The sequence below is a fragment of the Microbulbifer variabilis genome (assembly GCF_052467165.1).
In genome coordinates this window covers 227,371-248,911 of the sequence record NZ_CP174301.1, presented here as the reverse complement: position 1 = coordinate 248,911, position 21,541 = coordinate 227,371, and the positions used below count along the sequence as shown (strand labels likewise).

Genomic DNA, 21,541 nt, shown 5'->3' with positions numbered 1-21,541 from the left:
AAATAAATTTGAGCAACACAACCCAAAGGAATTTAAAACTTTTGAATCTAAAATTTTTCGGCCACTAAATAAATTTAGCTATCTTTAGATAAACCCGAAGGAGAACGGGCCATATGATAGCGAGCTATCGCTTCGCTGATTTTATTCGGAGCAAAATAAAAAGTAAGAATTACTCCTACCGGTAATCCCATTTTCGAGGCTGCTGAAAAAGTAATTTCAGCAGCATTAGCGAAACTTTGACTATAAGGCTCAAATGCTGACCACACACACAATATCAAAGCTACGAGACTTTCTAGCAGCCAAATAAACGTAATTGATAACGCTAATAAACGCCGGGTAAGGTTCTGGCCAGCAGTTACCTGCTGCCACTTCAGCATCCAATCTAATACTCTTGCTTTGAAATCAGCTTTTTCCTCTTCAGTATAAACTAAAGCATCACCGGTTCTAATTACGGCATCGACACTCTGTTCGATAACATCGCTAGTATCCCATAATCTCTTCCATAAACTCATGATTTAAGCCCCAATTTAATTCCCCACAAGCATGGCTCTCGAGATAAATATTGATAAGCTGCTTCCGCCGCTTTATCATAAACTTCGTTTAGAGTTAAGAATCCGGCATTAGTTGTCTCTATATATGGATATTCCTTTAGTGGCTTAAATAGCCCTCCGCCATTACATTGCCAGACTGTCATAGTTTCGCTATTAGTAGATACTGCTATCATAAATTCTTTTGTTGGCACCACTAATACAAGTACTTCTGATGAACCTATAGACTCTAAGGTAAGGGGGCTCTTTTCAGTTTTGTTCATATTTGTGTACAGGATTTCGCATTAAGAAATTCTTAACTTGGTTCACATCAGCTCCCACTTGATCAATACTATTCTGTAAATTCTCAAATTTACGGTCAGTTTTCTCTTCCAGGCGACGATTAGCCTCATCCAGGCGTGCAATATCATTCTTGTGGTTGTGCTCTAATGCTTGCCATTTGCTCCAAAACATTCCAAAAGAAAAAACTGCCCCACATAGCATAATTACCAAACCAATAGCCACCGGTGTATCACGGTCGATCGCTTGAGGTTGATCACAACTCATAAATTCCCCAGGATACAAAAAAGCCCCAGAATTTCTGGAGCTTTCTCAATATTCAGATTAAACGACTTCGAAAAATATTAATCGAAATTAAATTTACTGTCTTAGCTTCTGCTGGTCTTACCTTACCCACACTACAGAAACCTTATCGAAAAAATCTGTAATCACCAAATATATGACCCTTTTAAATCGGGCCTGTAATTTGACTATGGACTAATAAACAATTTAGGCACGCAATAACGACCACAAAAGCATACTTCAATACCTGTCATTCTCCTCAGAGCATATAGACAGAAAATTCAAACTATCAAGCCAACTGCCACCAAAGCAGCACTGGTGGCAGCTATCAATCAAGCATAATTAATTAACATTTTTGGAAAACCAAAAAAATCTGAGAATTTGTGACGCAATCGATTAACAGCCGCAGCAGCTATCGTCACATCTCATTTTCCTACCCTCACCTTTATGGGCTTACTTCGCCCACAATGCAGAAACTTTAGCAAACAAATCCGTAACTGCAAAATACATGACCCTTTTAATAAACCTCAAAGATTATATCTATATTGCAGTGTATAACTCTACCTAAGAATGCAATACGACTCTTATGAATACCCCTCAATAACTTCCATTTTCTTCAGAGGATATAGATGAAAAAATTGCACCATATAGATATCAAGCCAATAGCCGCAAAATTAAATTTTACAGCTCTGGCCTGTTATTCACGAGCTTACCTTGCCCACGATACGGATACTTTAGCGAAAAAATCCGTAATCACCAAACACATGACCCTTTTAATTCAGACCTCACTTATAGAATATGGAAGGAACAATAGATTAACAGCCAATAAATTCTTCACACTAATCAATATGTAAGCAGGCATTGCAGTAAGAAGAGTTCAAAAACTGAAGCTAGCTTGATAGCTTAAGCCTAACTTACGAAAAACTAATAAGTGCTAGAATGAGTCCTCACCACTAAATTCCTCCATAGCTCGCTAGGCTAGAAACTTCTTGTGCCCAGAAATTTAGACCTCAAAAAAGTGCGTCACGGCTTCGCTCTATACCTGCCAAACACTTTAGGTCGTTTAGTGCTCGCACCGGTTAAGTTTCCGATAGCTGTGCGCCATTGTTTATTCCTCCTCAATCCCTCATTGCTTATAAATTTCCGAAGGAGTCTTGAATATCTGGATATCCCACCATAACTATTACCTCGAATTTGACAATTCTCTTGCACAAGTCACAAAGCGACGACAAATAATTATTTCAGTAATATTTGCACTAAATTGCTCAGAAATTTTTTACAAGATATTTCGCCATAATACGAGATAAAATAGGACCTAATAGGTTGAAGCGTTTTATTTAGATTAATTAAGGCTAAATATATCGCAACAACCTGAAGTCGAGAAAAGGTAATGCTTTAAGGTAATTTGATTTGTTTTACTCTATCTAACTTTGTCATCGGGTACAGTTAAGCTTTAATGTACATGCCTCGCATTTTCTACAAAGATCTGCACGTACGGATGCAATACAATGTAAGGTGCCCTTTGTTTTAACCTCAGCTTTGTAGGTATCCTCAGACAGTGCTTCGAATAGCTGCCGTTGAATAGAAAGGGCTTGTGTCATAGTGGCGCCCTTAGCTAGAGCAATTTTTGCTGTTACTCTGGCAGCTACTCGCGCAGCTCGATTTTTAGTGTTTATACCCCCATTTTTTTCCTGAAATTGGGTTATTTTTCTAGCTTCCATGACAATCCTCTCACTTTATTGTCGTAATACAACAAACAAGAGAACAATATACCTATTGAGGTCTATCGTAAAAATCCCTGATGGGTCAGACTTGAACCGGTTTATTAAAATAGATTCGACATAGATACGATTTCATGAAAGTTGCACTATCGTATAAATGCTTTTAAGGAGAATGGTGGTGAATCGCTTACCCACTAACTGGCTTGAGTTGAGCCCAGGGTTGCGCTTGGCTCAACAGCGTCGAGCGCTGGGTTTGAGTCTAGTAAAAATGGCTGCGATCTCGGGTATCAGCGCAGAGCGCTTGCAGCGTATAGAGAGAGGCAATGGCAGGTTGGCTCCTGGAGAACTATTGCCTTTACTGGGCGGCTACAATTTGAGCCCCAATAGCTGGCTGGTCGGTATGGAGAAAGTGCCATTATTAGGCATCGAAGCCAGCCCGCAATTCCAACAACACCTAAGCCTGCTAGACCTGGATGAAATGGAGGCTGTAGAAAAATTTGTGTTCAACATCACCGCGGGACGTAATGCCCAGCCGTGAACCCACCAGGGAAGAGCGGGACTATATGGAAATGTTGGCAGCGATAGCGAAATCTCTGCGCTTGGATGCCGGGCAGGGAATCACCGCTACGGCACGGGCTTTGGGGATGAGTCTATCGAGTTACAAACGTTTAGAGCGCAGTGAATACCTAGCCAATGGAGCGGATTTACAGCAGCTCGGGCGCTTATATGGGCTTGATGCCAACCTCTTAGTTTATGGGGTAACCTTAGTCGGGCAACCGCTTTCTGGTGAGGCGAAGTTAGCGCGCACCTGGCAGCGTCTACTATATCGTCTACGCGCACTGGACATTCAGACTCAGGGAGCAGTAGGGGAATTAGTGGCAGATCTATATCAGTTGCACCTAAAGCGTGGTGGAGCTCCAGCCGAGATAGCTATAGCAAGAGATCAGCGACGCTTACAAGCATTATTAAAATCAGAGTAAGGGCTACTAGCTACAGTATATTCATCTTGTCTTGTCGCTCCCTGCGATGCATCTCAACCAGTACCCTTACGGCTGCGCGTGCTACTAGGTCCTTGCTAATTTTGCCTTTGTTCTTCTTGGCATCGGCATAAAGTTCGCTGTAGGAACGTGTAAGGATTTCATCATCTACAGCGATATCTACATCCCCCCCCAAGGCCTCATCCAAATAACACACTACTTCGTTAACACATTGGCCAGCGAGTACAAAGTCTTTGACAGTTTTTGGGGGGGGGAGATCGGAGCATAGAGAATTACGATCGGCAGCATAGGCCCACCAAATAGCATCTGAACCCAAAGCTTCGGCGATATCATCCATTTCCTTGAGGTCGCGGGGGAGAATATCCTGACTGAGCCAGCGGGTGGTATTTGCCTTACTTACTCCAAATCTGCGTGAAAATTCCGCGCTACGTCCCGATCCTTCAGGAGGAAAGCCAGCTTTATCTAGTAAGAGATTCAAACGCTCACTACATCCCTCTGTAGCCACTAAGTATTTATCAACCATTTTCCCCTCTACCTATTGTTGAGTTGGGTAAAAACCTTATGGCTATCTACCCTGTCATTGCGCACTCAATTGTTTTCTATGTACTGCTAATACGTTGACAGCTGTAAGTGATACATGGTCCGGATCAATGTTTCCGCTATTACTACATGCATACTCGTAAAGCTCGATATAACCGCAGTTCAAAGCCTCTCCTTCAAGATCCAGCGGTCTATCCATCAGGTCTGCCAATCGTTTTAGAAGTGCATTTGCACACCGGCCAAAAAGTGAAATATCGAATACCTCTTGCACAGAGGACTCCTCTTCTCCTTTACCTATTGCCCACCAAAATGGATCTGTACCCAGAGCATCAGAGATTCGTTTCAATTCTGTCATATCACGAGGTACTTTATCGTCATTAAGCCATCTGGTCGCGTTAGCCGTATTTACCCGAAACTCCCTCGAAAAGGCGGCTACACGCCCCTTACCGTCTGGTGCGAAGCCTTTTGCATCCAACAGTCGATGCAGGCGCGCGCTACTCCCGGCAGTACCTAATGACTTCTTTTTGCTCAAGTGTATTTCCTTAGTACTGCAAGTATCACTTGCGAAGTAATCTTTGACCCGTCTTCTGTAGCGTGACTTTTCTTTTCCAAACCGCCCAAAGTCGATTGATAGTGGGCCTTTTGTACTGAGAAATGATCATACCATAAGTGTCACTATAAATTGTCAGAATAAAAATCAGGCAATTAAGCCTAAAATTACACAATGAAAGAAATAAATTTATCAAATTTTGGTGAAATAATATCCATATAGCAGGTTAGACAGGTTGCAACAAGCACCACATGTGGAGTATTGTTTTTTAATCCACAAGCGATACCTAAGGGAAAGGGACTGTGAGTTTAGAACTAATGACGCGAGTCTGGAAGCTCGAAAATCTAAATAGTACCGAAAAATTTGTTCTTCTAGCTTATGGTAGCTACGCCAATGAAAAGGGTTGCTCCTGGCCGAGTAAAGAAACTGTTGCCCGTCGAACTTCATTATCCAAAGCCACTATAAAGCGCACAGTAGCTCGGTTATGTGCCACGGGTCGCCTAGTAGAAATGCCCTTACACGTGGGGTATGGCGCAGATAATAAAAGACGCAAAGTACGGGCGTATTTGGTTCAACCCGAAGGACTATGCAACGACGAGAGCGAGGAGAAACTAGGTGCATTAACTGGGGTTCCAAAGCACTGGGTGCAGAGTGAGCCAGGTTCATTGAGTTCCCAAACTAGGAGCACCGAGTACCAGGAACACCGGAAAAACGCGTCAAGTGGGGTTACTGTTAGCCCCAATAATGTAAAAAATAATAAATCTATAAAGTATATAAATCGACACAGAGGAATTATCCTTGATAACTTGCCTGATTCTATTGATCCAGAAATTGCTCGGGAAGTTATAGATCACCGAGAGAAACAGAAAAAACCACTAACCCAAGGCGCATTTAATCGACTGATAAAAACTGCTCTGCAAGCACCCCAGATCGCAGGTATAACAGCCAATGAAGCCCTACAAAAGATTCCCGATCGTGGCTGGTACGGACTGGAATTGGAGTGGCTCGTACCTATGCAGTCAAAGATGTCCCCTCGTACATCAAGCAGCAACCGCCGCTCTCGTGATATCCCCATCGCCGACATGCTCAATGACCAATGGTAGGTATGAAAATTATTTATTCAACCACCATTACTAAGCTTTTGAGCCTCCACAATGCTTGATTTTTTAACTCCAGCCAATAGAAATTATTTTTCTTATAAAGAACTGCAATGTCGCTGTAACAACTGCATAACAGAGCGCCACCAGGGCGATACTTGTGTGGGCAATGCACAGAACATGAATCATGAATTTATGCAGCATCTAAATCGGGTACGTGAGAAAGTGTACTGTCGCTCAATGCCAATTTCCAGCGGCTACCGTTGCAGTCGCCACCCTGTAGAGTTGCGCAAGCGTGAGCAAGCCAAGCGAGATGGAAAACCATATATTCACGGCGATCATCCCAGTGGCGTGGGTGTAGATGTAAGAATATATGGTGCTAATGCCCATGATTTGATTGAGGCACTGCACATTTACAATTGGTGGCATAGCCAAAGAGGCATGCCGCGCCCTTTTACTGCTATTTGTCCCAATCAGCGCGGACCATACACAGGGCGCTTTATTCATATTGGAGGGAACACTGATTTCCCTGGGCGCCCGCGCCCCTGGCTATGGACCTATTGAGGGGACCGAGATATGGAAACAATATTTGTCATAAATTCCCATCTATATTGAATTTCCCTTATTTACGATGAAAACCAATATGGATTTAACCAATTTTTAAAAAAAATAAACTTGTTAGGAGACAAAAGAATAATGGACAGATTTGCAATTTTTTACGGCAGCTATAATCTGCAGATGGGTGGAGCAAAAGATTTTAAAGAGTCTCACCCAAATAAAGAAGAGGCACGGAAAAGAGCAGAGGAAATTGCCAAGGAAAATTTCTTTGCTAGCTGGGTTCAAATCTTTGACAAAGTAACCGATGAGCTCACCATCTACAATGTGGTTGATGGTGAACTCAAGGAAAGGGACTGCGATCAATATTTGGCTACCCCCAAGTAAAAATAAAAAAAGGCCAGGAAGCACTTATCAAGTACATAACTTAGATGGATCAAATTAAGCAAAAGCTGGAAATTTGTCTCTTGAAAATAAGCGTTTTACTCAGCTGATCAAGGCAACTAAATTTAAAAGTAAAAATGGAGGCGATCGCATGAATGAAGAACTAACGTAAAGATAGATATCCTACTATTCATCGTATTTAAATGAAATGGTACTATTAATGACAGATCCTTTTAATTTACGAGCAGGGATATTCCCTTCATGAGATATTTAGAGCTTCCTTGCTCAGACAATATACGTTAGTTTAATGCTTTCCCCCCAAATTTATAAGATGTTCCTGCACTCCAATAAATTATTGCTACAACCTAAAAAATTAACCGACCTCGGCAAGGTTCCCTTTACTCTCCAGCCACTGCTTACGATCACCCGCACGCTTTTTGGCAAGTAACATATCCAACAACTGATTGCTGTCATCACCGGCATCTATATAAAGCTGTACCAGGCGACGGGTATTGGGATCCATTGTGGTTTCACGCAGCTGCATAGGATTCATTTCACCTAGGCCTTTAAAGCGAGTAACCTGGATCTTGCCCTTTTTCTTCTCTGCACTGATTCGATCGAGAATGCCCTGTTTTTCTGATTCATCCAGCGCGTAATAGACATCTTTGCCAATATCGATACGAAATAATGGCGGCATTGCTACATACACATGGCCATTGGTCACAAGCGGGCGGAAGTGTCTCAGGAATAGGGCACAAAGCAGAGTAGCAATATGTAATCCATCTGAATCGGCATCTGCAAGAATACAAATTTTGTTATAGCGCAAACCTTCAAGGTTATCGCTACCGGGATCTACTCCCAAGGCTACAGCAATATCATGCACTTCTTGGCTGCCCAGGATTTCTGCTGAATCAACCTCCCAAGTATTCAGAATTTTTCCGCGCAAGGGCATGATAGCCTGAAACTCACGGTCACGAGCCTGCTTGGCGGAGCCACCCGCAGAGTCCCCCTCGACCAGGAAGAGTTCACTGCGGGAGGTATCGGCACTGGAGCAGTCTGCTAATTTGCCGGGCAGTGCAGGTCCCTGGGTTACTTTTTTACGTGCAACTTTTTTGGCGGAGCGCATACGTTTTTGCGCATTGCTGATGCATACTTCAGCGAGTTTATCGCCCTCTTCCGTGTGCTGGTTCAACCATAGGCTAAAGGCATCCTTAGCCACACCGGAGATAAACGCAGTAGCTTCGCGAGAGGACAGCCGCTCTTTGGTCTGACCTGAAAACTGAGGGTCAGCCAGCTTGGCAGAAAGTACGTAGGAACATTGGCCCCAAATATCCTCAGGACCCAACTTAATACCGCGAGGTAACAAGTTGCGGATTTCACAATACTCCCGCATGGCATCCAGCAAACCTGCTCGCAGCCCATTCACATGAGTGCCACCCTGAGCGGTGGGAATCAGGTTTACATAGGACTCTGCAGTAATTTCTCCACCTTCAGGTAACCACTGTACTGCCCAGTCTGCAGCTTCTGTAGATGCAGCAAAACTACCGACAAAAGGTTCTGCAGGCAGAATTTCCCATCCTTGGTTAGCCGCAGCAAGATAATCTTTTAGTCCATCTTCGTAGTACCATTCGTCCGACTCCCCGTCCTGCTCATTGATAAAGGTAACGGTGAGCCCAGGACAGAGCACAGCTTTGGCACGTAGCAGGTGGCGTAGGCGCACCACGGAAAATTTTGCGGAATCAAAATACTGCGGGTCTGGCAAAAAACGAACGCTGGTTCCGGTAGTACGCTTGGGGCAGTCACCGACCACTTCAAGATCAGAGGCTTTTTCTCCATCCTTGAAACCGATTCGATGTACTTTACCATCCCGCTGGATAGTCACTTCAAGCACCTTCGACAGGGCGTTGACCACGGACACACCCACACCATGCAAACCGCCAGAAAACTGGTAGTTTTTATTGGAAAACTTACCTCCAGCATGCAAGGTGGACAAAATTACTTCAACACCTGGACGCCCCTGCTCGGGGTGAATATCCACGGGCATGCCACGCCCGTTATCACTAACAGAGATCGATTGGTCTTTGTGTAAGACGATTTCGATTTTATTGGCATGACCTGCGAGGGCTTCATCGACACTATTATCGATGACTTCTTGGGCCAAGTGGTTGGGGCGGGTAGTATCTGTATACATACCGGGGCGTTTGCGCACCGGATCCAGCCCTGTGAGAACCTCAATATCTTCGGCGGAATAATTGGCCATAATTTAATTAATTACTGCTGATTAAATAAAAATTCAACTATAGGATCGCAATATCGTGCGAACCCCTGAAAGCTGTGATCACCACCGTCTTCGATAGTTTGACGCTGGCCCCGATAAAAGTCCTCTGCATCACGGTAATCGAGTGTTTCATCACCTCGCTGGGCTAAAAGCCAATAGCGACTGCTCAAAGGGCTGGGCAGCTCAGCTTCCAAATGCTCCAAAGTATCTACGTCCCCCCTACCAAGGCGATAGTCTCGCTGTTCACCACTATAAGGCCGTAATACCTGCCCAATATAGGCGGGCATAAAGCGGGACGGTCGTACTGCAGGGTTGATAAGTGCTGCTGGCAGGTTAAAGCGCTCTCCCAGATAGGTGCACCAAAACCCTCCCATAGAACTTCCCACCAACCCAATAGGGCCACAATCAGCAGACTTCAGGAAACCCTTTAATAAGCTAACCAGGGATTGCTGTGCAATTGCCGGATAAGGAGAGATTTGTGGCGCACAGAAAATAATGCTCGGATGATCAGCACCGAGCTGTTCGCGCATCAACTGACACTTAAAAGATTGCGGGGACGATAGAAAGCCGTGCAAGTAAATCAGCAGCGGCCTTCCCTTGGAGTCTTGTGTTTGCATAGGCGGGGATTATAGCGCCCTTGAGAGCCTGTGGGAGCGTAAGCTCCATACCTACCCGCCGAATATTTCACATTATCTACAGTAGAGCCTTATCGAGGCTGGCAAAGGCCCGGCGCATATCTACACGCATATCAGCCCAAAAAGTTACGCTTGTAAAGCGCTCAAGCCGCCCCCCCGGCCCGTTCGTACCAAAGTTTTCTCCAATATCCCGCCGGTCGCGAAAGCGCATCACCGCATTGCCATCGCGGTCGTAGAGAGTTCCTACCAGTACACCATAGGCACTCTGTTCAGTGTACACACGCCACGCCCAGGGTGAGGGGTCCAATGGAGCAGCCACTGAAAATTTTTCCAGTGACATTGCCAGGGTGTAATCGGCCTCTGACTGCTCAGAAACCAGCACACCATTGCGCGCACTAAGAAACTTATCCGAGAAAGTTTGTGCCAACAGGTTATTAAGGCGCTGCAGATCCCGTTGGTCCAGCTCATAGTCCTTCTCGCGATAATTACTGCGTGGCAAAGTGGAAAAACGCTTGCTGTATTCAATTTGTACAGGGCCGACATAAACCTTTGCGCCACTGAGATCCAAAGCAAAAGCTGCTGATACCTCATCCAAATGGCTGGGACGAGGCTCCAAACCATCCTGCTGTACCTGAACAGAGCTACCTTCAGCAGATGTAACCTGTATTGGTTGCTGGGTACAGGCTGTAACTATTAATACTGTACCCAACATTGAGCTAAGTAATAATTTTTGCATTTCTAAACTCCTGACTTCCCGATGTTATCAACCCGGCGAATGGAGCTCGAACACAGCGATCAATTACCACACTTTTTAGGCTGCTCATTGCAGCGTCACACTTTTATAGCTCTGATTTTCGCCGATCAATCCCTATACCAATGATTGGACTTGCGCCCAATCCAGGGAATTTCATTGTACGGCGACCGGTGAGGAAAGATAGTAGTTAGTTCGTTAAGAATGGTTTTGTACTATTCAACAATCAAGAGACAGAAGACAGGCAACCCGCTACAGCTAATTGGTACCGGGTTGATGCAAATCAATAACCTGAAGAGGCAAGATCCACATAATATTTAGAGATGGCCACGCGCTCCACGCCAGTGGTGTAGGTGCCATCATTGTGCAGCTCAAACCAACGATAGCCAGGCATTTCGTCATCTACCGCGAAAGGGCCGCTGCCAGGGGTGAACTGTACCGAAGTAGACGGCGTTGCGTGCAAGCCGATCTGTCCTCGGTTGCTGTCAAATTGCTGGTGTACATGGCCCCACACCAAGGCTTTAACTTGAGGTGCTTGATCCACCATCTGTAAAAGTTGGTCACGCCCCGCACGAAGCATATGGCCATCAATCCATTTACTGCCCACAGGAACAGGCTGGTGGTGCATCATAATCATCACCGGATGCTCTCGAGTTTCCCATAGTAGCAGTTGAAGGCGTTCCAGTTGTGCCTCACCCAGTCCACCACATATCTGGCCCTCCACACTGGTATCCAGCAGTAATAATCGCCAATTACCCAGTGCGATCAAATCCGTGCTCCGATTGGGAGCCAACTGCCGCATACGTGCACTCACATCATGATTGCCGGGAAGCCAGTACCAGGGAATAGGAATGGTGCGAATTTTTTGCAAAAAGCGACAATAGGAGGCCTCCGAGCCGTTCGCACTGATATCACCGGTGGCAACCAGGGCTTGAGCACGGGGTTGTTTGGCGATAACTGTCGCCAAAACCTCGTCGAGTGTGTGGCCGGTATCCAGACCCAGCAATTGATAATCGGGCCTGCTGCCGATATGTGGATCTGTGATCTGGATCAAACGGTGCGATGTCGCCCCAGGGGGAGACTTCGACTTATTGTGTTCGCGAATCACTTGCTCACCTTGTGTTCACATCCATGTGCTCTACTGCAGAATCAAAATCTCCGGCCATCCAGCACCAGATCAAATTCTGCGCGACCATTTGCGAGACAGTACTCAAGCCATTCGCCGAGATAACGGTTCGCCTGAGGTCTCTCATCTGCGCGTTGCATACGGGGATTCGGGTAAGCGGTATCAACTCCTTTACCACCCACCGGCCCGCGACCATTGGCTGTGATTACCTCCGCCATGCACGCATCGTGATAAAGACGCACAGTTAAGTCCGGGGGTTCCAGCCAGCGGCACTTACTGAGGCTTACCTCCGCGCTCAGGGACACTTCCGTCGTGTACCTAGATCGCGCCTTCACTCCCAGTATCAGAGTGCCTCCGGGCAATTGATAGCGCCACAACTCCCTCTCTGAAAGCTGTGGCAGCAATTTGATCAGACGCAGGTAGTTTGCATCGCAGTCGGCATGATATGACGGCAGATCGACTCTATACACTGCACTTTCATTGCCATTTGGCGACAATTGTTGCCGTTTGCGCTGTCGCGCCTGTGCCTCGCCCAGTACAGCCATTATCAACACTCCGATTCTATTGCCGCCGTGACTCAGATCTCAGTTTGCCCTTACAGCAGGTAACAGAGTGCAAGGCATAATGACCGGTCAGGCAGTTAGCGTCATCTTTACTAGTTTTTCCCGGTTTAACTCCAGCCACTGCATGCAAATGATAGTGGGTGCATTATCGATAGGGTTCTCCCCTGGAGCATAGTCCCCACCCAAAGTCCTAAGAATCAGATCCCGGGTAAACACCCTTAGGTGTATATCTTCATTCTCATCTTCCAGGCCAAAGTACCCCTCTGCAGAACTCAAGTCCACTAGCCCACAGTAAAGGTGTAATCGCTCTGAACTGCCCCCTACACTGGGCATATAGCTGTGGATAAAGTGCAATTCCTGCACTTTCAAACCGGCCTCTTCCTGCACCTCGCGTTGGGCCACATCCCGCAGATCTTCTCCCTCCTCAACCATTCCGGCGACCACCTCCAGACACCAGGGCCCAGCTGAACGCTCTAGAGCACCGGCGCGAAACTGTTCAGTTAATGCTACAAGGTCCCGTTCTGGATCATAAAGTAGTACTCCGACAGCAGGCCCACGGACAAACACCTCGCGTTGAAATGTGCTGCTCCAACCGCCGCGAAATAGCCGGTGGCGTAGCCTCAAGCGCAACATGGTGAAAAATCCCTTGAACACTGTTTCCTTGGAAAGGATTTCCACAGAATCCGCAGAAAACTCAGGATACAAATCGTTTTGACTACTTTTTCTTGGCATTGTTCGCCTTCCTCTTTGCGATACAGGTCTTTCGCACTCTGGGTAGTACAGGGCTATATGGACCCGAGCCAGCTGTTATACTCTGCGCCCACCGTAACAGCCTCTGAACCAAGCGGCCATACGAATTATCTCCCTGGATTTTAGAGAGTGCGCCACTATGAGAGTGCTCAATATCGCCTATCAGCAACTGCGTCGCTACGGCAAGACACGGGTCAGCTGGGCGCAGAAATTGACTTTTGGCCTGATCAAAAATGATCACAACACCCAAGTATTCAGCGATCGGGATGTAGCCGCATTTGAGGCCCCGTTTGGCATCCGCGACCTGGGTGTGAGCAAAGCCAACCGCCGTTTGTTAGAAACCGTAGAAGCATTTGAACCGGACTTGGTGATCGCAGGCCATTGCGACATGATCGGTAACGATACCCTGAGGGAAATTAAAAAGCAGCAGCCCAACTGCATGATTGCGCACTGTAATAATGATCCTCTGTTTGTCCCCAGTAATGTGGAGCGAATTAAATACCGCGCGGAAATCGCCGATGCAGTTTTCGTGTCCACTGGGCGCCGCGAACTGAAAATTTTTGAAGGCTTCGGCGCTCGGGTTTACCACATGCCAAACCCAGTAGAGACATCGATCGAAAACCTTAATAATGCTGAGCGCACAGATCTGCCCATCGACTTATTGTTTTGCAGTAACAGCAACAATTTTACCAAGCGCCTGCAGATGGTTAAGAACCTCAAGGATGCCTTGGGGGACTCATTAAATTTTAAAACCTATGGCAGTTTTGGTGAGCCGCCGGTCTGGGGAAGAGATTACGATCGTGCACTCTCCCAAACTAAAATGGGGCTGAACTTTAATCGTCAGGATACCCACTACTGGTATTCATCCGCACGCATGGCACAACTTGCCGGTAACGGCATACTGCAGTTCACCAGTGACAAATTGCACTTTGATGAGTTACTACCGCCAGAGAGCATCGTTTATTTTTCAGAAGAGCAAGATCTACTGGAAAAAATCCGAGAGTTTCAAAATGATGATGCCAAACGCCGTGCCTGGGCAGCAAAGGCCCGGGAATTTTTCCATACGGAAATGAACTCCAAGCTCTATGCGCAGTATATTGTCGAAGCCACAAGCTTGCAGCCATTTAGCCATGACTATGCCTGGGCACGCGATATCAACCTGGATGGCACCCTGAATTAACGGCACTGCCAAACCAATCACACTTAATATGTTGGATTTATGAGTAACAAGCCAATTCGAGTGGCACAAGTCCTCGCCGGCGCCGAACACGGTGGTGCGGAAAATTTTTTTGTACGCCTGGTAAGTGGATTAAACCCAAGAGGGGAAATTAACGAGAAGGCATTTATTCGTAACCACGACCATCGCGTACAGGCACTGCGTAACAATGGCGTTGAAACTGAAGGCTTCAAGTTTGGTGGCAAGCTGGATTTTCTCGGCCGCAGAATTTACCGGGAGGCCTTGGGCAACTGGCAGCCCGATATTGTGATGACCTGGATGGGGCGCGCCACGATTATCACCCCCAATTCAAAAAACTACTTACTGGTTAGTCGCCTAGGGCACTACTACAATCTTAAGTACTACCGCCATGCAGATTACTGGATTGGTATCAGTAAAGGCATCTGCCAGCATATGATTGATGGCGGTATCCCCAAAGACCGCATTTTTCATATCCCCAACTTTGCCGACGAGACTCCTGTAGAACCTCTACCACGCAACAGTTTTAATACTCCGGAAGACAAACCCCTGATTCTCGCTGCCGGACGTCTGCATATCAATAAAGGGTTCGATGTTCTGCTGCACTCCCTGGCACAGATTCCCAATGCGACACTGTGGCTAGCAGGTGCTGGGCCAGAGGAGGCCAAATTAAAGGCCCTGTGTCACAGGCTTGGCCTGGATCAGCGGGTACGCTTTCTGGGCTGGCGCAACGATGTCACCACCCTGATGCGCACTGCCGATCTATTTGTGTGCCCATCACGCCACGAGGGATTGGGCTCGATCGTAATGGAGTCCTGGGCGCACCGCTGCCCAATAGTAGCAACCAACTCCCAGGGGCCGGGTGAGGTAATTACTGACGGTAAGAGCGGCCTAATCACTCCGATCGATGATGCAGACGCACTAGCTAAAGCCATTAAATCAGTACTGGACAACCCTGAGTTGCGCCAGAGCCTGATTGAAAATGCGTCGGAGGTCTATGCAAATGGCTATTCGAAAAAGTTTATCGTGGACTCCTATATTGAGCTCTACGATAAACTAATGCACCGAGGGCGCCCTTAATGAACAAAAAAAGCCACCAATTTATGGTGGCTTTTTTCACATCAGGCCAAAATTTTGGCACCTGCTACTGATAAGCCTCCGGTAAATCCTTCAATAAGGCGCTCACACCCCGGACAATGAGACGCTGGCGCTGCTCAATGCTATCTGGGCGAGTCAGTAGTTCACTGGCACTTCCACCCCAAATAATTTCCCCCCCTGGGCGACCAATCCCCACACTCATAATCACCAGAGGGGCATCAGTAAGCGGCGGTAACTCTACAACCTCTTGGGGCGCATTACTGTCAAACTGTTTATCCCAACTGGGGTCCCTAGTATCCCCGGAAAAAAACTCATCAACAACGGCAACCTGGTAGTCGACCACCATGTCGGCTTCCTGGTCCTGCCCCACCTGACGATAACCTCTTTGCTGCAACTGCGCCGCGACTGTGCCACGCATTTCTTCATCCAACTCCACCAATTGCGCCGGCGCATCGGGCGCATCCCCGAGCGGCGTTACTCCCCATTTGTAGGTGGAAAAAGCCACCGGCTGGGCTCCTGTATTTACTCGCTCCACCTGCATCTCCTGGCATCCTGCCATTAATAGCAATGTCACCAGACCCGTCATTATGTAACGCATAAATACTCCTTAACTTTCATACTTATTTAACCGGTTCAGAAAAATCATAGAGTTCTATTTTGGGACTCCACTTATACCATTCAGGTTCAGCTTTTGGGTACAAAGGATAGTGACTGCCGCTCTCCACCTCGAAACCCATGAAGGGCGCTTCCGGCGTCGCAAAGGCAACCCCCCCTTTTATCAAGGCTTGAGCGGATTCTGTATTGACATTAAGACCGCTCCTCAAACCAAAATTCACCTCTACACCACTGGCATTCCAAAACACAGTGTGCTCACGCACTAATGGCTGATACTGCGGCTCGATATGCACATAGATGTAAACTCGGTCAGCCAATTCTCCCAGGGAAAAACCTGTAACCTCACCCACCTGGACCTGCCGGTAATAAACGGGGCTCCCAGCTACCAGAGAGCCGCGCCTCGCGGCATCCAGTATCACAGCTAACCCCGGTCGGCTCATGGTATCGGCAAGATCCTCTTTAGGCGCTTGCAGCTCTGCATAAAACTCCGTTTGCATGGGCCCCAGGCCCGGCTCTAAAGCCAAATAGCGCCCGGTTATCAATGTATCCAGGTGGGCAACTTTACTTATGCCTATCTGTGGCGACACCACCCAAATACGTGTGCCTGCACGGGCAAAGCTTGCACCACGGTGATAAAGCTTGGCACGGGCATGGACCTCTCCGAGGCCTGCGCCAAGACGTAACCGAGTAATTTCCCCAATTTGCACACCTTTATAGCGCAGAGGGGCCCCAACTTTCAGCCCTTCCGCACTGGGAAGGTTGATTCGTATTTCAATCCCTTCTTCAAGTGCATCCTCACGACTGCTGTACAGAGGAAATTGATCACCATTTTGCACTGGTGCTGATTTCGCACGATCCTCACGCCGGATGCCAAAAGCAACGCCCCCACGCAACAATGACATCAAGGAGTCCGCCTGTACTTCAATCCCCTCACTAAGACTGGCACTGGCGCGCAGACCGCTGACATTCCAAAAACGAGTACCCTGGTGTACCAAGTGCGCATAGCGCGGCTCAATTACCACGTACACTTCAACCCCCTCACCATCTCTACGCAGCTCCATTCCCTGCACCTTACCCACTTCGATACGCCGGAAGTACACAGGAGCTCCTCGTTGAAGTGAACCTGGGTTGCGTGTGGTGAGACGCAGGTGTAAACCGGGTACGCGGGGATCTCTTGGCGGTGCCGAGGCACGTGCCGTAAAAATACGCTGGGATCGGTTTCCCCGGCGAAGATCTACTTCGATGCGATTGCCCTGAATCAGCTTGTTAAGGCCGCCAGTAAAGTCAAATGTGGGGGGGGCTAGCCAGAAACGAGTATTTTCACTGAGGAGGTCATCAGTTACTGGGTCCATCAACACTTTAACTTCTATGCCATCCATACGCTTGTTAGCTTTTGCCCTGCTGACTTCACCTACTTGAATCCCCTGGTAATACACTTTGGTGCTGCCAGGCGTAACATCTACACCGCGATCAAAATTTAAAGTGACAGAAATCCCTGCATCTGCAGCAGCAAAATTTTTATATAATTTAAATTCTGTGCCATTTACGGCTAAGGGGGATTGACGCTGAGATTCCGGGGTATAAAAGCTGACACCGCCGGCAAACAAGGCGGCAAGAGATTCCAAATTAATGCTAATTCCGCTGATGCCACCTTCAATTGAAATACCTGAACTGTTCCAAAAACGGCTGCCCCGGTGAATTAGATAGGCATATTCACGACGAATAAACAGCTCGATACTGACTTCATTACCATCCTCTTCAAGGCTGTAATCCGCTACCTGGCCCACCCTTAACTGGCGGTAATAAACAGGAGAGCCACGGCTCAATGAGCCCAAGCGGCGGGATTTGAGCACCACGCGCAGGCCATCTCCGCGAATAAATGCCGGGGGCTGGTCCAACGCAACAAACTCGCGCTTGCGTTTGCCGCTGCCAGATTCAACTGCAATATAGTTACCTGATAGTAATGTCTCTAAACCACTGATACCTGTGATGGAAAGCTCCGGTTTCACTACCCAGAATTCAGTCCCTTCAACTAGCAGATACTCTGCACTGCGATTGAGGCTGACCTCCGCCAACACTCCATCAGCACCATTTAACTCCTTAGCATTGGGTACCAGGCGTACATCCTGCACAAGGCCGATATCTACACCAGAATACTTCACGACGGTCTTCCCCTTCACCAAGCCATCGCCAGAGTGAAACAGGATGCTCGCCTTTACATCTCCCTCGGCCACGTCCTGGTATAGCAGCCAAACTGCTATCAGTCCCGCCACCAAAGGCAGAATCCAAACCAACGGTAATCCCTTACTCGCACGCACCACCCCCCGCTGGGCCCCACCGTTTAAACGTGCCCCTTCAACACCATTATTTTCAGGGGGCAAATTATCAGCCATTTTCTGCGGCACCCCGATGTGCCGTCTCCGGTGCTACATCCTTACTGTATAAGTCACCATCATAAGCATCCCAAATAAGTCGGGGATCAAAAGAACGTGCAGCCAACATAGTAACGATTACCACAGAGGCGAAAGCGGTGCTGCCAGGACCCGCCACCACCTGAGCAATAAATCCCATATCGACTAATGCCACCAAAATGGAAATCATAAAAAGATCCAGAAGAGACCATCGCCCAATACCGGCAACTACCCGATAGATTTTCATTGCCTGGGAAGGTACAAACGTTAAGCGCAGTTGCATCTGAACCAGCAATAAAGCCAAGCCCAACAACTTCATTACTGGCACAGCAATACTTGCCACAAAGACAATAAGCGCAATTCCCCACATCCCGCTGTTATATAGCTGCATAACGCCACTAATTATGGTGGTTGGGTCGCCGGCACCAAGGTAAACCACCGTCATAATCGGGAGAATATTTGCTGGTAACAATAATAGGGCCCCGGTAATTGTTAGTGCCCAGGTAAGCATCAAACTCCCCAAAATACGCCTGTGCACCCGTCCACCACAGCGAGGGCATCGGCAGTGCCCACCCGCAATTGGCAAAATAATTAATTGATGGCAGCTGAGACAGCTTGTCAGGCCCTCATGAATCCCTTTGGGAGGGAATTTCGAACTCATGTCAGTTTCTCCCGCTGAGCACGCCGAAGTGCCAGCCGGTGCCAAATGGCATTCTGGTCAAAACTGAGTGAAGAGAGATTCGCAACCAGCATCATGGCGCCAAAGCAATACAGCCCCGGTTCCACATCCATTTTTCCCAGATCCCTTAATTTAATCAGCGCTACAAGAATGCCGAGCATATATACATCCAGCATCCCCCACTCTTTGATATGTTGGTACCAGCGCACCGCAATAGAAACCCAGCGATCCAGCAGCCCCAAAAAACTGCCGCAACAAACAAATAACAGCAGCAGAAATTTTCCCAAAGGAGCCAGCACACTGCAGAATAAGACCAGTGACGCCAACCAGATATAGCCAGCTTTAAATAATGAATAAACACCATTCATCAGGGTATTCTCGGCACCAAAAGAGAATAACGAGAATTTAAGGAGCGGGAGACTCGCTGAGGGAATAAATAGCAGTAGCCCAGTCAAGCTTAAGGCAATGGTGTAGTAGACGCTGTGATTGGCATTGCGATGCAGAGTGCAACCACAGCGTGGGCAAGTCAGCTTTTGACCGGGCGGTGCCAACCCGCCAGTCAGCAATAGATCGCACTCATGGCAAGCATGCTGCCAACGTATCTGTTTATCATCACGCAGCTGTTCCATGTGCGAGAGGTCCTTGCCTTATCCTGCACAATTTTTGCCGCATCCAAATGCTTCGATGGCGCGTCTATTGCAATATAGGGCCATTGCCCTATTCAATGCTGCCCTGACATTGCCAGGCAGTTACCGGTAAACGCACATTCGCGTCGGTTTAACGAAGATATACCAAAAAGCCGAAAGCGTCGCCTCGACGCTCAGGCTGGCCGCGGGTACACTCTCGCGACTGCTGATTGGGGAGACTGGCAGCACAACCTAACTTTGCGAGCCAAAGGAATCCACCGAGTACCCAGAACTCGAGTGCCGCTCCAGATACTTTTTAGAAGCTTGAAGACCGCACCCGCCACAGGAAGTTGAAACAGATGAAAAGAAGTAACCGCACAGAGCCGCGAGGCCGCCAGTTGCGTCCACTGAAGAAACTACTCGCCGCCGCCCTACTCGGATTCGGTGCCATGCAGGCCCAGGCCGACACCCTGTGGGATATTTATACTCAGGCGCTAGATAACGATCAGCAACTTGCCGCCGATCGAGCCACCTACCATGCAGGTATCGAGGCAAAGAACCAGCTGCGAGCACCGCTATTGCCGCAGGTAAATGCCAGATTCGAGGCCTCCAGAGTCCATGAATTTAACATCTCAAACGGGGCACAAATTCTTGAAGATGGCCCCGTTGATGGTGATCTAGTTGACTTTAACCGAAGATCAACCGGGACCTATCAAAATAGGGTGTACAATGCCACACTGACCCAAGCAATTTTTGACGCCCCTGCTTGGTTTGATTACCAACGGGGTAAAAGATTAACCAAAGTTGCTACTGCAGAATTTAGTGCCAATCAGCAAGAAATGATGCTTCGAGTCGCCACAGCCTATTTCGATGTACTACGCGCCTATGACATCCTGGAATCCGCAGTGGCCGAGGAGAAAGCCCTAGCCAAGCAGTTGGAGCAAACTCAGCAGCGATTCGAAGTAGGCCTAACCGCAATTACTGATGTGTATGATTCCCAGGCGGCCTTCGACAGCTCTGTAGCCCGCCGCTTAACCGCTCAAGACGAGCTGCTCAGTAACTTCGATGCCCTATCAATCCTCACCGGTAGCTATCACGATGAGGTTGCTCCTCTCGTAGATACCTTCCAAGTCGCACCTCCGGTGCCGGCTGAACGTGCAGACTGGGTCGACTTCGCTTTGGCCAATAACTTCGACTTGAAAGCTGCACGACTGAATGCCGAAGCGGCCCGCTACAATGCCCGTTCTGCCGCCAGTGAGCACCTGCCCACTCTTACCGGCTCCCTCTCCTATAACAAGCTCACCTCAAACGGTACTGAACGTGTGAGATTCAGAGACGAGACTCGCCAATCAGATACTGAGTTTCCCAGGGACTTGGACGACCGTGATTCTGTAGCCGCAGTCACACTGAATATACCGATTTATACTGGTGGCCTTTTGAGCGCCAATCGACGTGAAGCGCGTAACTTATCCTTTCAAGCACAAGACCTGCGCAACCTGGCTGAACGCAATACTATCCAAAACACCCGCACCCTACATCGTGCAGTGGTAACAGATGTATCCCGTGTGGCAGCCCGACAACAGGCTGTGGTCTCCGCAAAGAGTGCATTGGATGCCACTCAAGCCGGCTACGAGGTGGGTACGCGCAATATCGTAGATGTGCTTTTAGCGCAAAACACCCTTTATTCAAATCAAACCGAATATGCCAACGCCCTCTACGACTACATCATCAACACCTTAAGCCTTAAGCAGGTAGCGGGTCTCCTTTCACCACAGGATCTACAAGAATTGGATGTTATGTTGAACCCGGCCAACAATGTTCACCGTGTAGCGGAAGCCGGCCCAAGCGGTTCCAAGTAGC

At 47.9% G+C, this 21,541-nt stretch carries 23 protein-coding genes; 8 read left to right on the top strand and 15 right to left on the bottom strand.

Annotated elements, in window-relative coordinates; genetic code table 11:
* Positions 1-74 precede the first annotated feature (74 nt).
* Genes ACJJIP_RS01135 through ACJJIP_RS01125 form a run of 3 tightly spaced genes read right to left on the bottom strand, consistent with a single transcriptional unit; the run spans position 75 to position 1,094 of the window.
* Entirely contained in the window at positions 75-512 is a 438-nt protein-coding gene (locus ACJJIP_RS01135; protein ID WP_020414324.1) for a hypothetical protein, read from the bottom strand.
* Positions 509-811, bottom strand: a complete 303-nt coding sequence (locus ACJJIP_RS01130; protein WP_020414323.1) for a hypothetical protein — start codon at positions 809-811, stop codon at positions 509-511. The genes ACJJIP_RS01135 and ACJJIP_RS01130 overlap by 4 nt, the downstream gene beginning before the upstream one ends.
* Positions 798-1,094, bottom strand: a complete 297-nt coding sequence (locus ACJJIP_RS01125; protein ID WP_020414322.1) for a hypothetical protein — start codon at positions 1,092-1,094, stop codon at positions 798-800. The genes ACJJIP_RS01130 and ACJJIP_RS01125 overlap by 14 nt, the downstream gene beginning before the upstream one ends.
* A gap of 1,914 nt (positions 1,095-3,008) precedes the next feature.
* Here ACJJIP_RS01125 and ACJJIP_RS01120 point away from each other — a divergent pair.
* Positions 3,009-3,368 carry a helix-turn-helix domain-containing protein gene (locus ACJJIP_RS01120; protein ID WP_353375559.1) on the top strand — a complete coding sequence of 120 codons (360 nt, stop codon included), beginning with the start codon at positions 3,009-3,011 and terminating at the stop codon, positions 3,366-3,368.
* Positions 3,355-3,810: a helix-turn-helix domain-containing protein gene (locus tag ACJJIP_RS01115; RefSeq protein ID WP_020414318.1), complete on the top strand. Its 456-nt coding sequence runs from the start codon at positions 3,355-3,357 to the stop codon at positions 3,808-3,810. Before ACJJIP_RS01120 ends, ACJJIP_RS01115 begins: the two co-directional genes overlap by 14 nt.
* Positions 3,811-3,820: 10 nt before the next feature.
* On the opposite strand, the gene ACJJIP_RS01110 is transcribed toward ACJJIP_RS01115, so the two are convergent.
* Positions 3,821-4,351, bottom strand: coding sequence for a hypothetical protein (locus ACJJIP_RS01110; protein WP_353375558.1), 531 nt, complete (start codon positions 4,349-4,351; stop codon positions 3,821-3,823).
* 54 nt (positions 4,352-4,405) lie between these two features.
* Positions 4,406-4,900, bottom strand: a complete 495-nt coding sequence (locus ACJJIP_RS01105; protein WP_444946051.1) for a hypothetical protein — start codon at positions 4,898-4,900, stop codon at positions 4,406-4,408.
* 320 nt (positions 4,901-5,220) lie between these two features.
* Here ACJJIP_RS01105 and ACJJIP_RS01100 point away from each other — a divergent pair, with 320 nt between their 5' ends.
* From ACJJIP_RS01100 to ACJJIP_RS01090, 3 genes are all read left to right on the top strand, one after another.
* The gene (locus tag ACJJIP_RS01100; protein ID WP_444946050.1) at positions 5,221-6,021 is read left to right on the top strand and encodes a helix-turn-helix domain-containing protein; all 801 of its coding nucleotides are present in this window, start codon (positions 5,221-5,223) and stop codon (positions 6,019-6,021) included.
* 51 nt (positions 6,022-6,072) lie between these two features.
* Positions 6,073-6,579 carry a hypothetical protein gene (locus ACJJIP_RS01095; RefSeq protein WP_020414314.1) on the top strand — a complete coding sequence of 169 codons (507 nt, stop codon included), beginning with the start codon at positions 6,073-6,075 and terminating at the stop codon, positions 6,577-6,579.
* A 132-nt stretch (positions 6,580-6,711) separates the two neighbouring features.
* A complete protein-coding gene (locus ACJJIP_RS01090; RefSeq protein WP_020414313.1) occupies positions 6,712-6,957 on the top strand; it encodes a hypothetical protein in 246 nt (81 codons plus the stop codon).
* A 370-nt stretch (positions 6,958-7,327) separates the two neighbouring features.
* Here ACJJIP_RS01090 and parE read toward each other — a convergent pair whose 3' ends face one another.
* From parE to ACJJIP_RS01060, 6 genes are all read right to left on the bottom strand, one after another.
* Complete coding sequence (gene parE, locus ACJJIP_RS01085) at positions 7,328-9,214, bottom strand: DNA topoisomerase IV subunit B (protein WP_020414312.1); 1,887 nt, start codon at positions 9,212-9,214, stop codon at positions 7,328-7,330.
* 11 nt (positions 9,215-9,225) lie between these two features.
* Positions 9,226-9,849: a YqiA/YcfP family alpha/beta fold hydrolase gene (locus ACJJIP_RS01080; RefSeq protein ID WP_026305199.1), complete on the bottom strand. Its 624-nt coding sequence runs from the start codon at positions 9,847-9,849 to the stop codon at positions 9,226-9,228.
* Between the two features lie 76 nt (positions 9,850-9,925).
* The gene (locus tag ACJJIP_RS01075; protein WP_444946049.1) at positions 9,926-10,603 is read right to left on the bottom strand and encodes a hypothetical protein; all 678 of its coding nucleotides are present in this window, start codon (positions 10,601-10,603) and stop codon (positions 9,926-9,928) included.
* A gap of 298 nt (positions 10,604-10,901) precedes the next feature.
* Positions 10,902-11,726, bottom strand: a complete 825-nt coding sequence (gene cpdA, locus ACJJIP_RS01070) for a 3',5'-cyclic-AMP phosphodiesterase (protein WP_245556712.1) — start codon at positions 11,724-11,726, stop codon at positions 10,902-10,904.
* A 41-nt stretch (positions 11,727-11,767) separates the two neighbouring features.
* Positions 11,768-12,289: a DUF1249 domain-containing protein gene (locus ACJJIP_RS01065; RefSeq protein WP_020414307.1), complete on the bottom strand. Its 522-nt coding sequence runs from the start codon at positions 12,287-12,289 to the stop codon at positions 11,768-11,770.
* Between the two features lie 87 nt (positions 12,290-12,376).
* A complete protein-coding gene (locus ACJJIP_RS01060) occupies positions 12,377-13,039 on the bottom strand; it encodes an NUDIX domain-containing protein (RefSeq protein ID WP_020414306.1) in 663 nt (220 codons plus the stop codon).
* A gap of 157 nt (positions 13,040-13,196) precedes the next feature.
* Between ACJJIP_RS01060 and ACJJIP_RS01055 the strand changes: the two genes are divergently transcribed.
* Together ACJJIP_RS01055 and ACJJIP_RS01050 are read left to right on the top strand one after the other, a co-directional pair.
* Entirely contained in the window at positions 13,197-14,237 is a 1,041-nt protein-coding gene (locus ACJJIP_RS01055) for a glycosyltransferase family protein (RefSeq protein ID WP_444946048.1), read from the top strand.
* 39 nt (positions 14,238-14,276) lie between these two features.
* Positions 14,277-15,332 carry a glycosyltransferase gene (locus ACJJIP_RS01050; protein WP_353375556.1) on the top strand — a complete coding sequence of 352 codons (1,056 nt, stop codon included), beginning with the start codon at positions 14,277-14,279 and terminating at the stop codon, positions 15,330-15,332.
* A 64-nt stretch (positions 15,333-15,396) separates the two neighbouring features.
* Here ACJJIP_RS01050 and ACJJIP_RS01045 read toward each other — a convergent pair whose 3' ends face one another.
* The 4 genes from ACJJIP_RS01045 to ACJJIP_RS01030 are packed head-to-tail and all read right to left on the bottom strand — an operon-like array spanning position 15,397 to position 19,684.
* Complete coding sequence (locus tag ACJJIP_RS01045; RefSeq protein WP_444902540.1) at positions 15,397-15,948, bottom strand: DUF4136 domain-containing protein; 552 nt, start codon at positions 15,946-15,948, stop codon at positions 15,397-15,399.
* A gap of 22 nt (positions 15,949-15,970) precedes the next feature.
* Positions 15,971-18,358 (bottom strand): PqiB family protein, encoded by a 2,388-nt coding sequence (locus ACJJIP_RS01040; RefSeq protein WP_444946047.1) that lies wholly within the window; start codon positions 18,356-18,358, stop codon positions 15,971-15,973.
* Positions 18,351-19,037 (bottom strand): paraquat-inducible protein A, encoded by a 687-nt coding sequence (locus tag ACJJIP_RS01035; RefSeq protein ID WP_444946046.1) that lies wholly within the window; start codon positions 19,035-19,037, stop codon positions 18,351-18,353. The genes ACJJIP_RS01040 and ACJJIP_RS01035 overlap by 8 nt, the downstream gene beginning before the upstream one ends.
* Positions 19,034-19,684 carry a paraquat-inducible protein A gene (locus tag ACJJIP_RS01030; protein WP_020414300.1) on the bottom strand — a complete coding sequence of 217 codons (651 nt, stop codon included), beginning with the start codon at positions 19,682-19,684 and terminating at the stop codon, positions 19,034-19,036. Before ACJJIP_RS01030 ends, ACJJIP_RS01035 begins: the two co-directional genes overlap by 4 nt.
* Before the next feature lie 356 nt (positions 19,685-20,040).
* Between ACJJIP_RS01030 and ACJJIP_RS01025 the strand changes: the two genes are divergently transcribed.
* Positions 20,041-21,540 carry a TolC family outer membrane protein gene (locus ACJJIP_RS01025; protein ID WP_020414299.1) on the top strand — a complete coding sequence of 500 codons (1,500 nt, stop codon included), beginning with the start codon at positions 20,041-20,043 and terminating at the stop codon, positions 21,538-21,540.
* Position 21,541 lies beyond the last annotated feature (1 nt).

What these genes read in the sequence shown, in the direction of transcription:
- ACJJIP_RS01025 (WP_020414299.1), top strand. Translation starts at nt 20,041, where the DNA reads ATGAAAAGAAGTAACCGCACAGAGCCGCGAGGCCGCCAGTTGCGTCCA.
- ACJJIP_RS01080 (WP_026305199.1), bottom strand. Translation starts at nt 9,849, where the DNA reads ATGCAAACACAAGACTCCAAGGGAAGGCCGCTGCTGATTTACTTGCAC.
- ACJJIP_RS01040 (WP_444946047.1), bottom strand. Translation starts at nt 18,358, where the DNA reads ATGGCTGATAATTTGCCCCCTGAAAATAATGGTGTTGAAGGGGCACGT.
- ACJJIP_RS01110 (WP_353375558.1), bottom strand. Translation starts at nt 4,351, where the DNA reads ATGGTTGATAAATACTTAGTGGCTACAGAGGGATGTAGTGAGCGTTTG.
- ACJJIP_RS01075 (WP_444946049.1), bottom strand. Translation starts at nt 10,603, where the DNA reads ATGCAAAAATTATTACTTAGCTCAATGTTGGGTACAGTATTAATAGTT.
- ACJJIP_RS01030 (WP_020414300.1), bottom strand. Translation starts at nt 19,684, where the DNA reads ATGGAACAGCTGCGTGATGATAAACAGATACGTTGGCAGCATGCTTGC.
- parE (WP_020414312.1), bottom strand. Translation starts at nt 9,214, where the DNA reads ATGGCCAATTATTCCGCCGAAGATATTGAGGTTCTCACAGGGCTGGAT.
- ACJJIP_RS01090 (WP_020414313.1), top strand. Translation starts at nt 6,712, where the DNA reads ATGGACAGATTTGCAATTTTTTACGGCAGCTATAATCTGCAGATGGGT.
- ACJJIP_RS01125 (WP_020414322.1), bottom strand. Translation starts at nt 1,094, where the DNA reads ATGAGTTGTGATCAACCTCAAGCGATCGACCGTGATACACCGGTGGCT.
- ACJJIP_RS01045 (WP_444902540.1), bottom strand. Translation starts at nt 15,948, where the DNA reads ATGCGTTACATAATGACGGGTCTGGTGACATTGCTATTAATGGCAGGA.
- ACJJIP_RS01065 (WP_020414307.1), bottom strand. Translation starts at nt 12,289, where the DNA reads ATGGCTGTACTGGGCGAGGCACAGGCGCGACAGCGCAAACGGCAACAA.
- ACJJIP_RS01095 (WP_020414314.1), top strand. Translation starts at nt 6,073, where the DNA reads ATGCTTGATTTTTTAACTCCAGCCAATAGAAATTATTTTTCTTATAAA.
- ACJJIP_RS01050 (WP_353375556.1), top strand. Translation starts at nt 14,277, where the DNA reads ATGAGTAACAAGCCAATTCGAGTGGCACAAGTCCTCGCCGGCGCCGAA.
- ACJJIP_RS01055 (WP_444946048.1), top strand. Translation starts at nt 13,197, where the DNA reads ATGAGAGTGCTCAATATCGCCTATCAGCAACTGCGTCGCTACGGCAAG.
- ACJJIP_RS01115 (WP_020414318.1), top strand. Translation starts at nt 3,355, where the DNA reads ATGCCCAGCCGTGAACCCACCAGGGAAGAGCGGGACTATATGGAAATG.
- ACJJIP_RS01060 (WP_020414306.1), bottom strand. Translation starts at nt 13,039, where the DNA reads ATGCCAAGAAAAAGTAGTCAAAACGATTTGTATCCTGAGTTTTCTGCG.
- ACJJIP_RS01035 (WP_444946046.1), bottom strand. Translation starts at nt 19,037, where the DNA reads ATGAGTTCGAAATTCCCTCCCAAAGGGATTCATGAGGGCCTGACAAGC.
- ACJJIP_RS01130 (WP_020414323.1), bottom strand. Translation starts at nt 811, where the DNA reads ATGAACAAAACTGAAAAGAGCCCCCTTACCTTAGAGTCTATAGGTTCA.
- ACJJIP_RS01135 (WP_020414324.1), bottom strand. Translation starts at nt 512, where the DNA reads ATGAGTTTATGGAAGAGATTATGGGATACTAGCGATGTTATCGAACAG.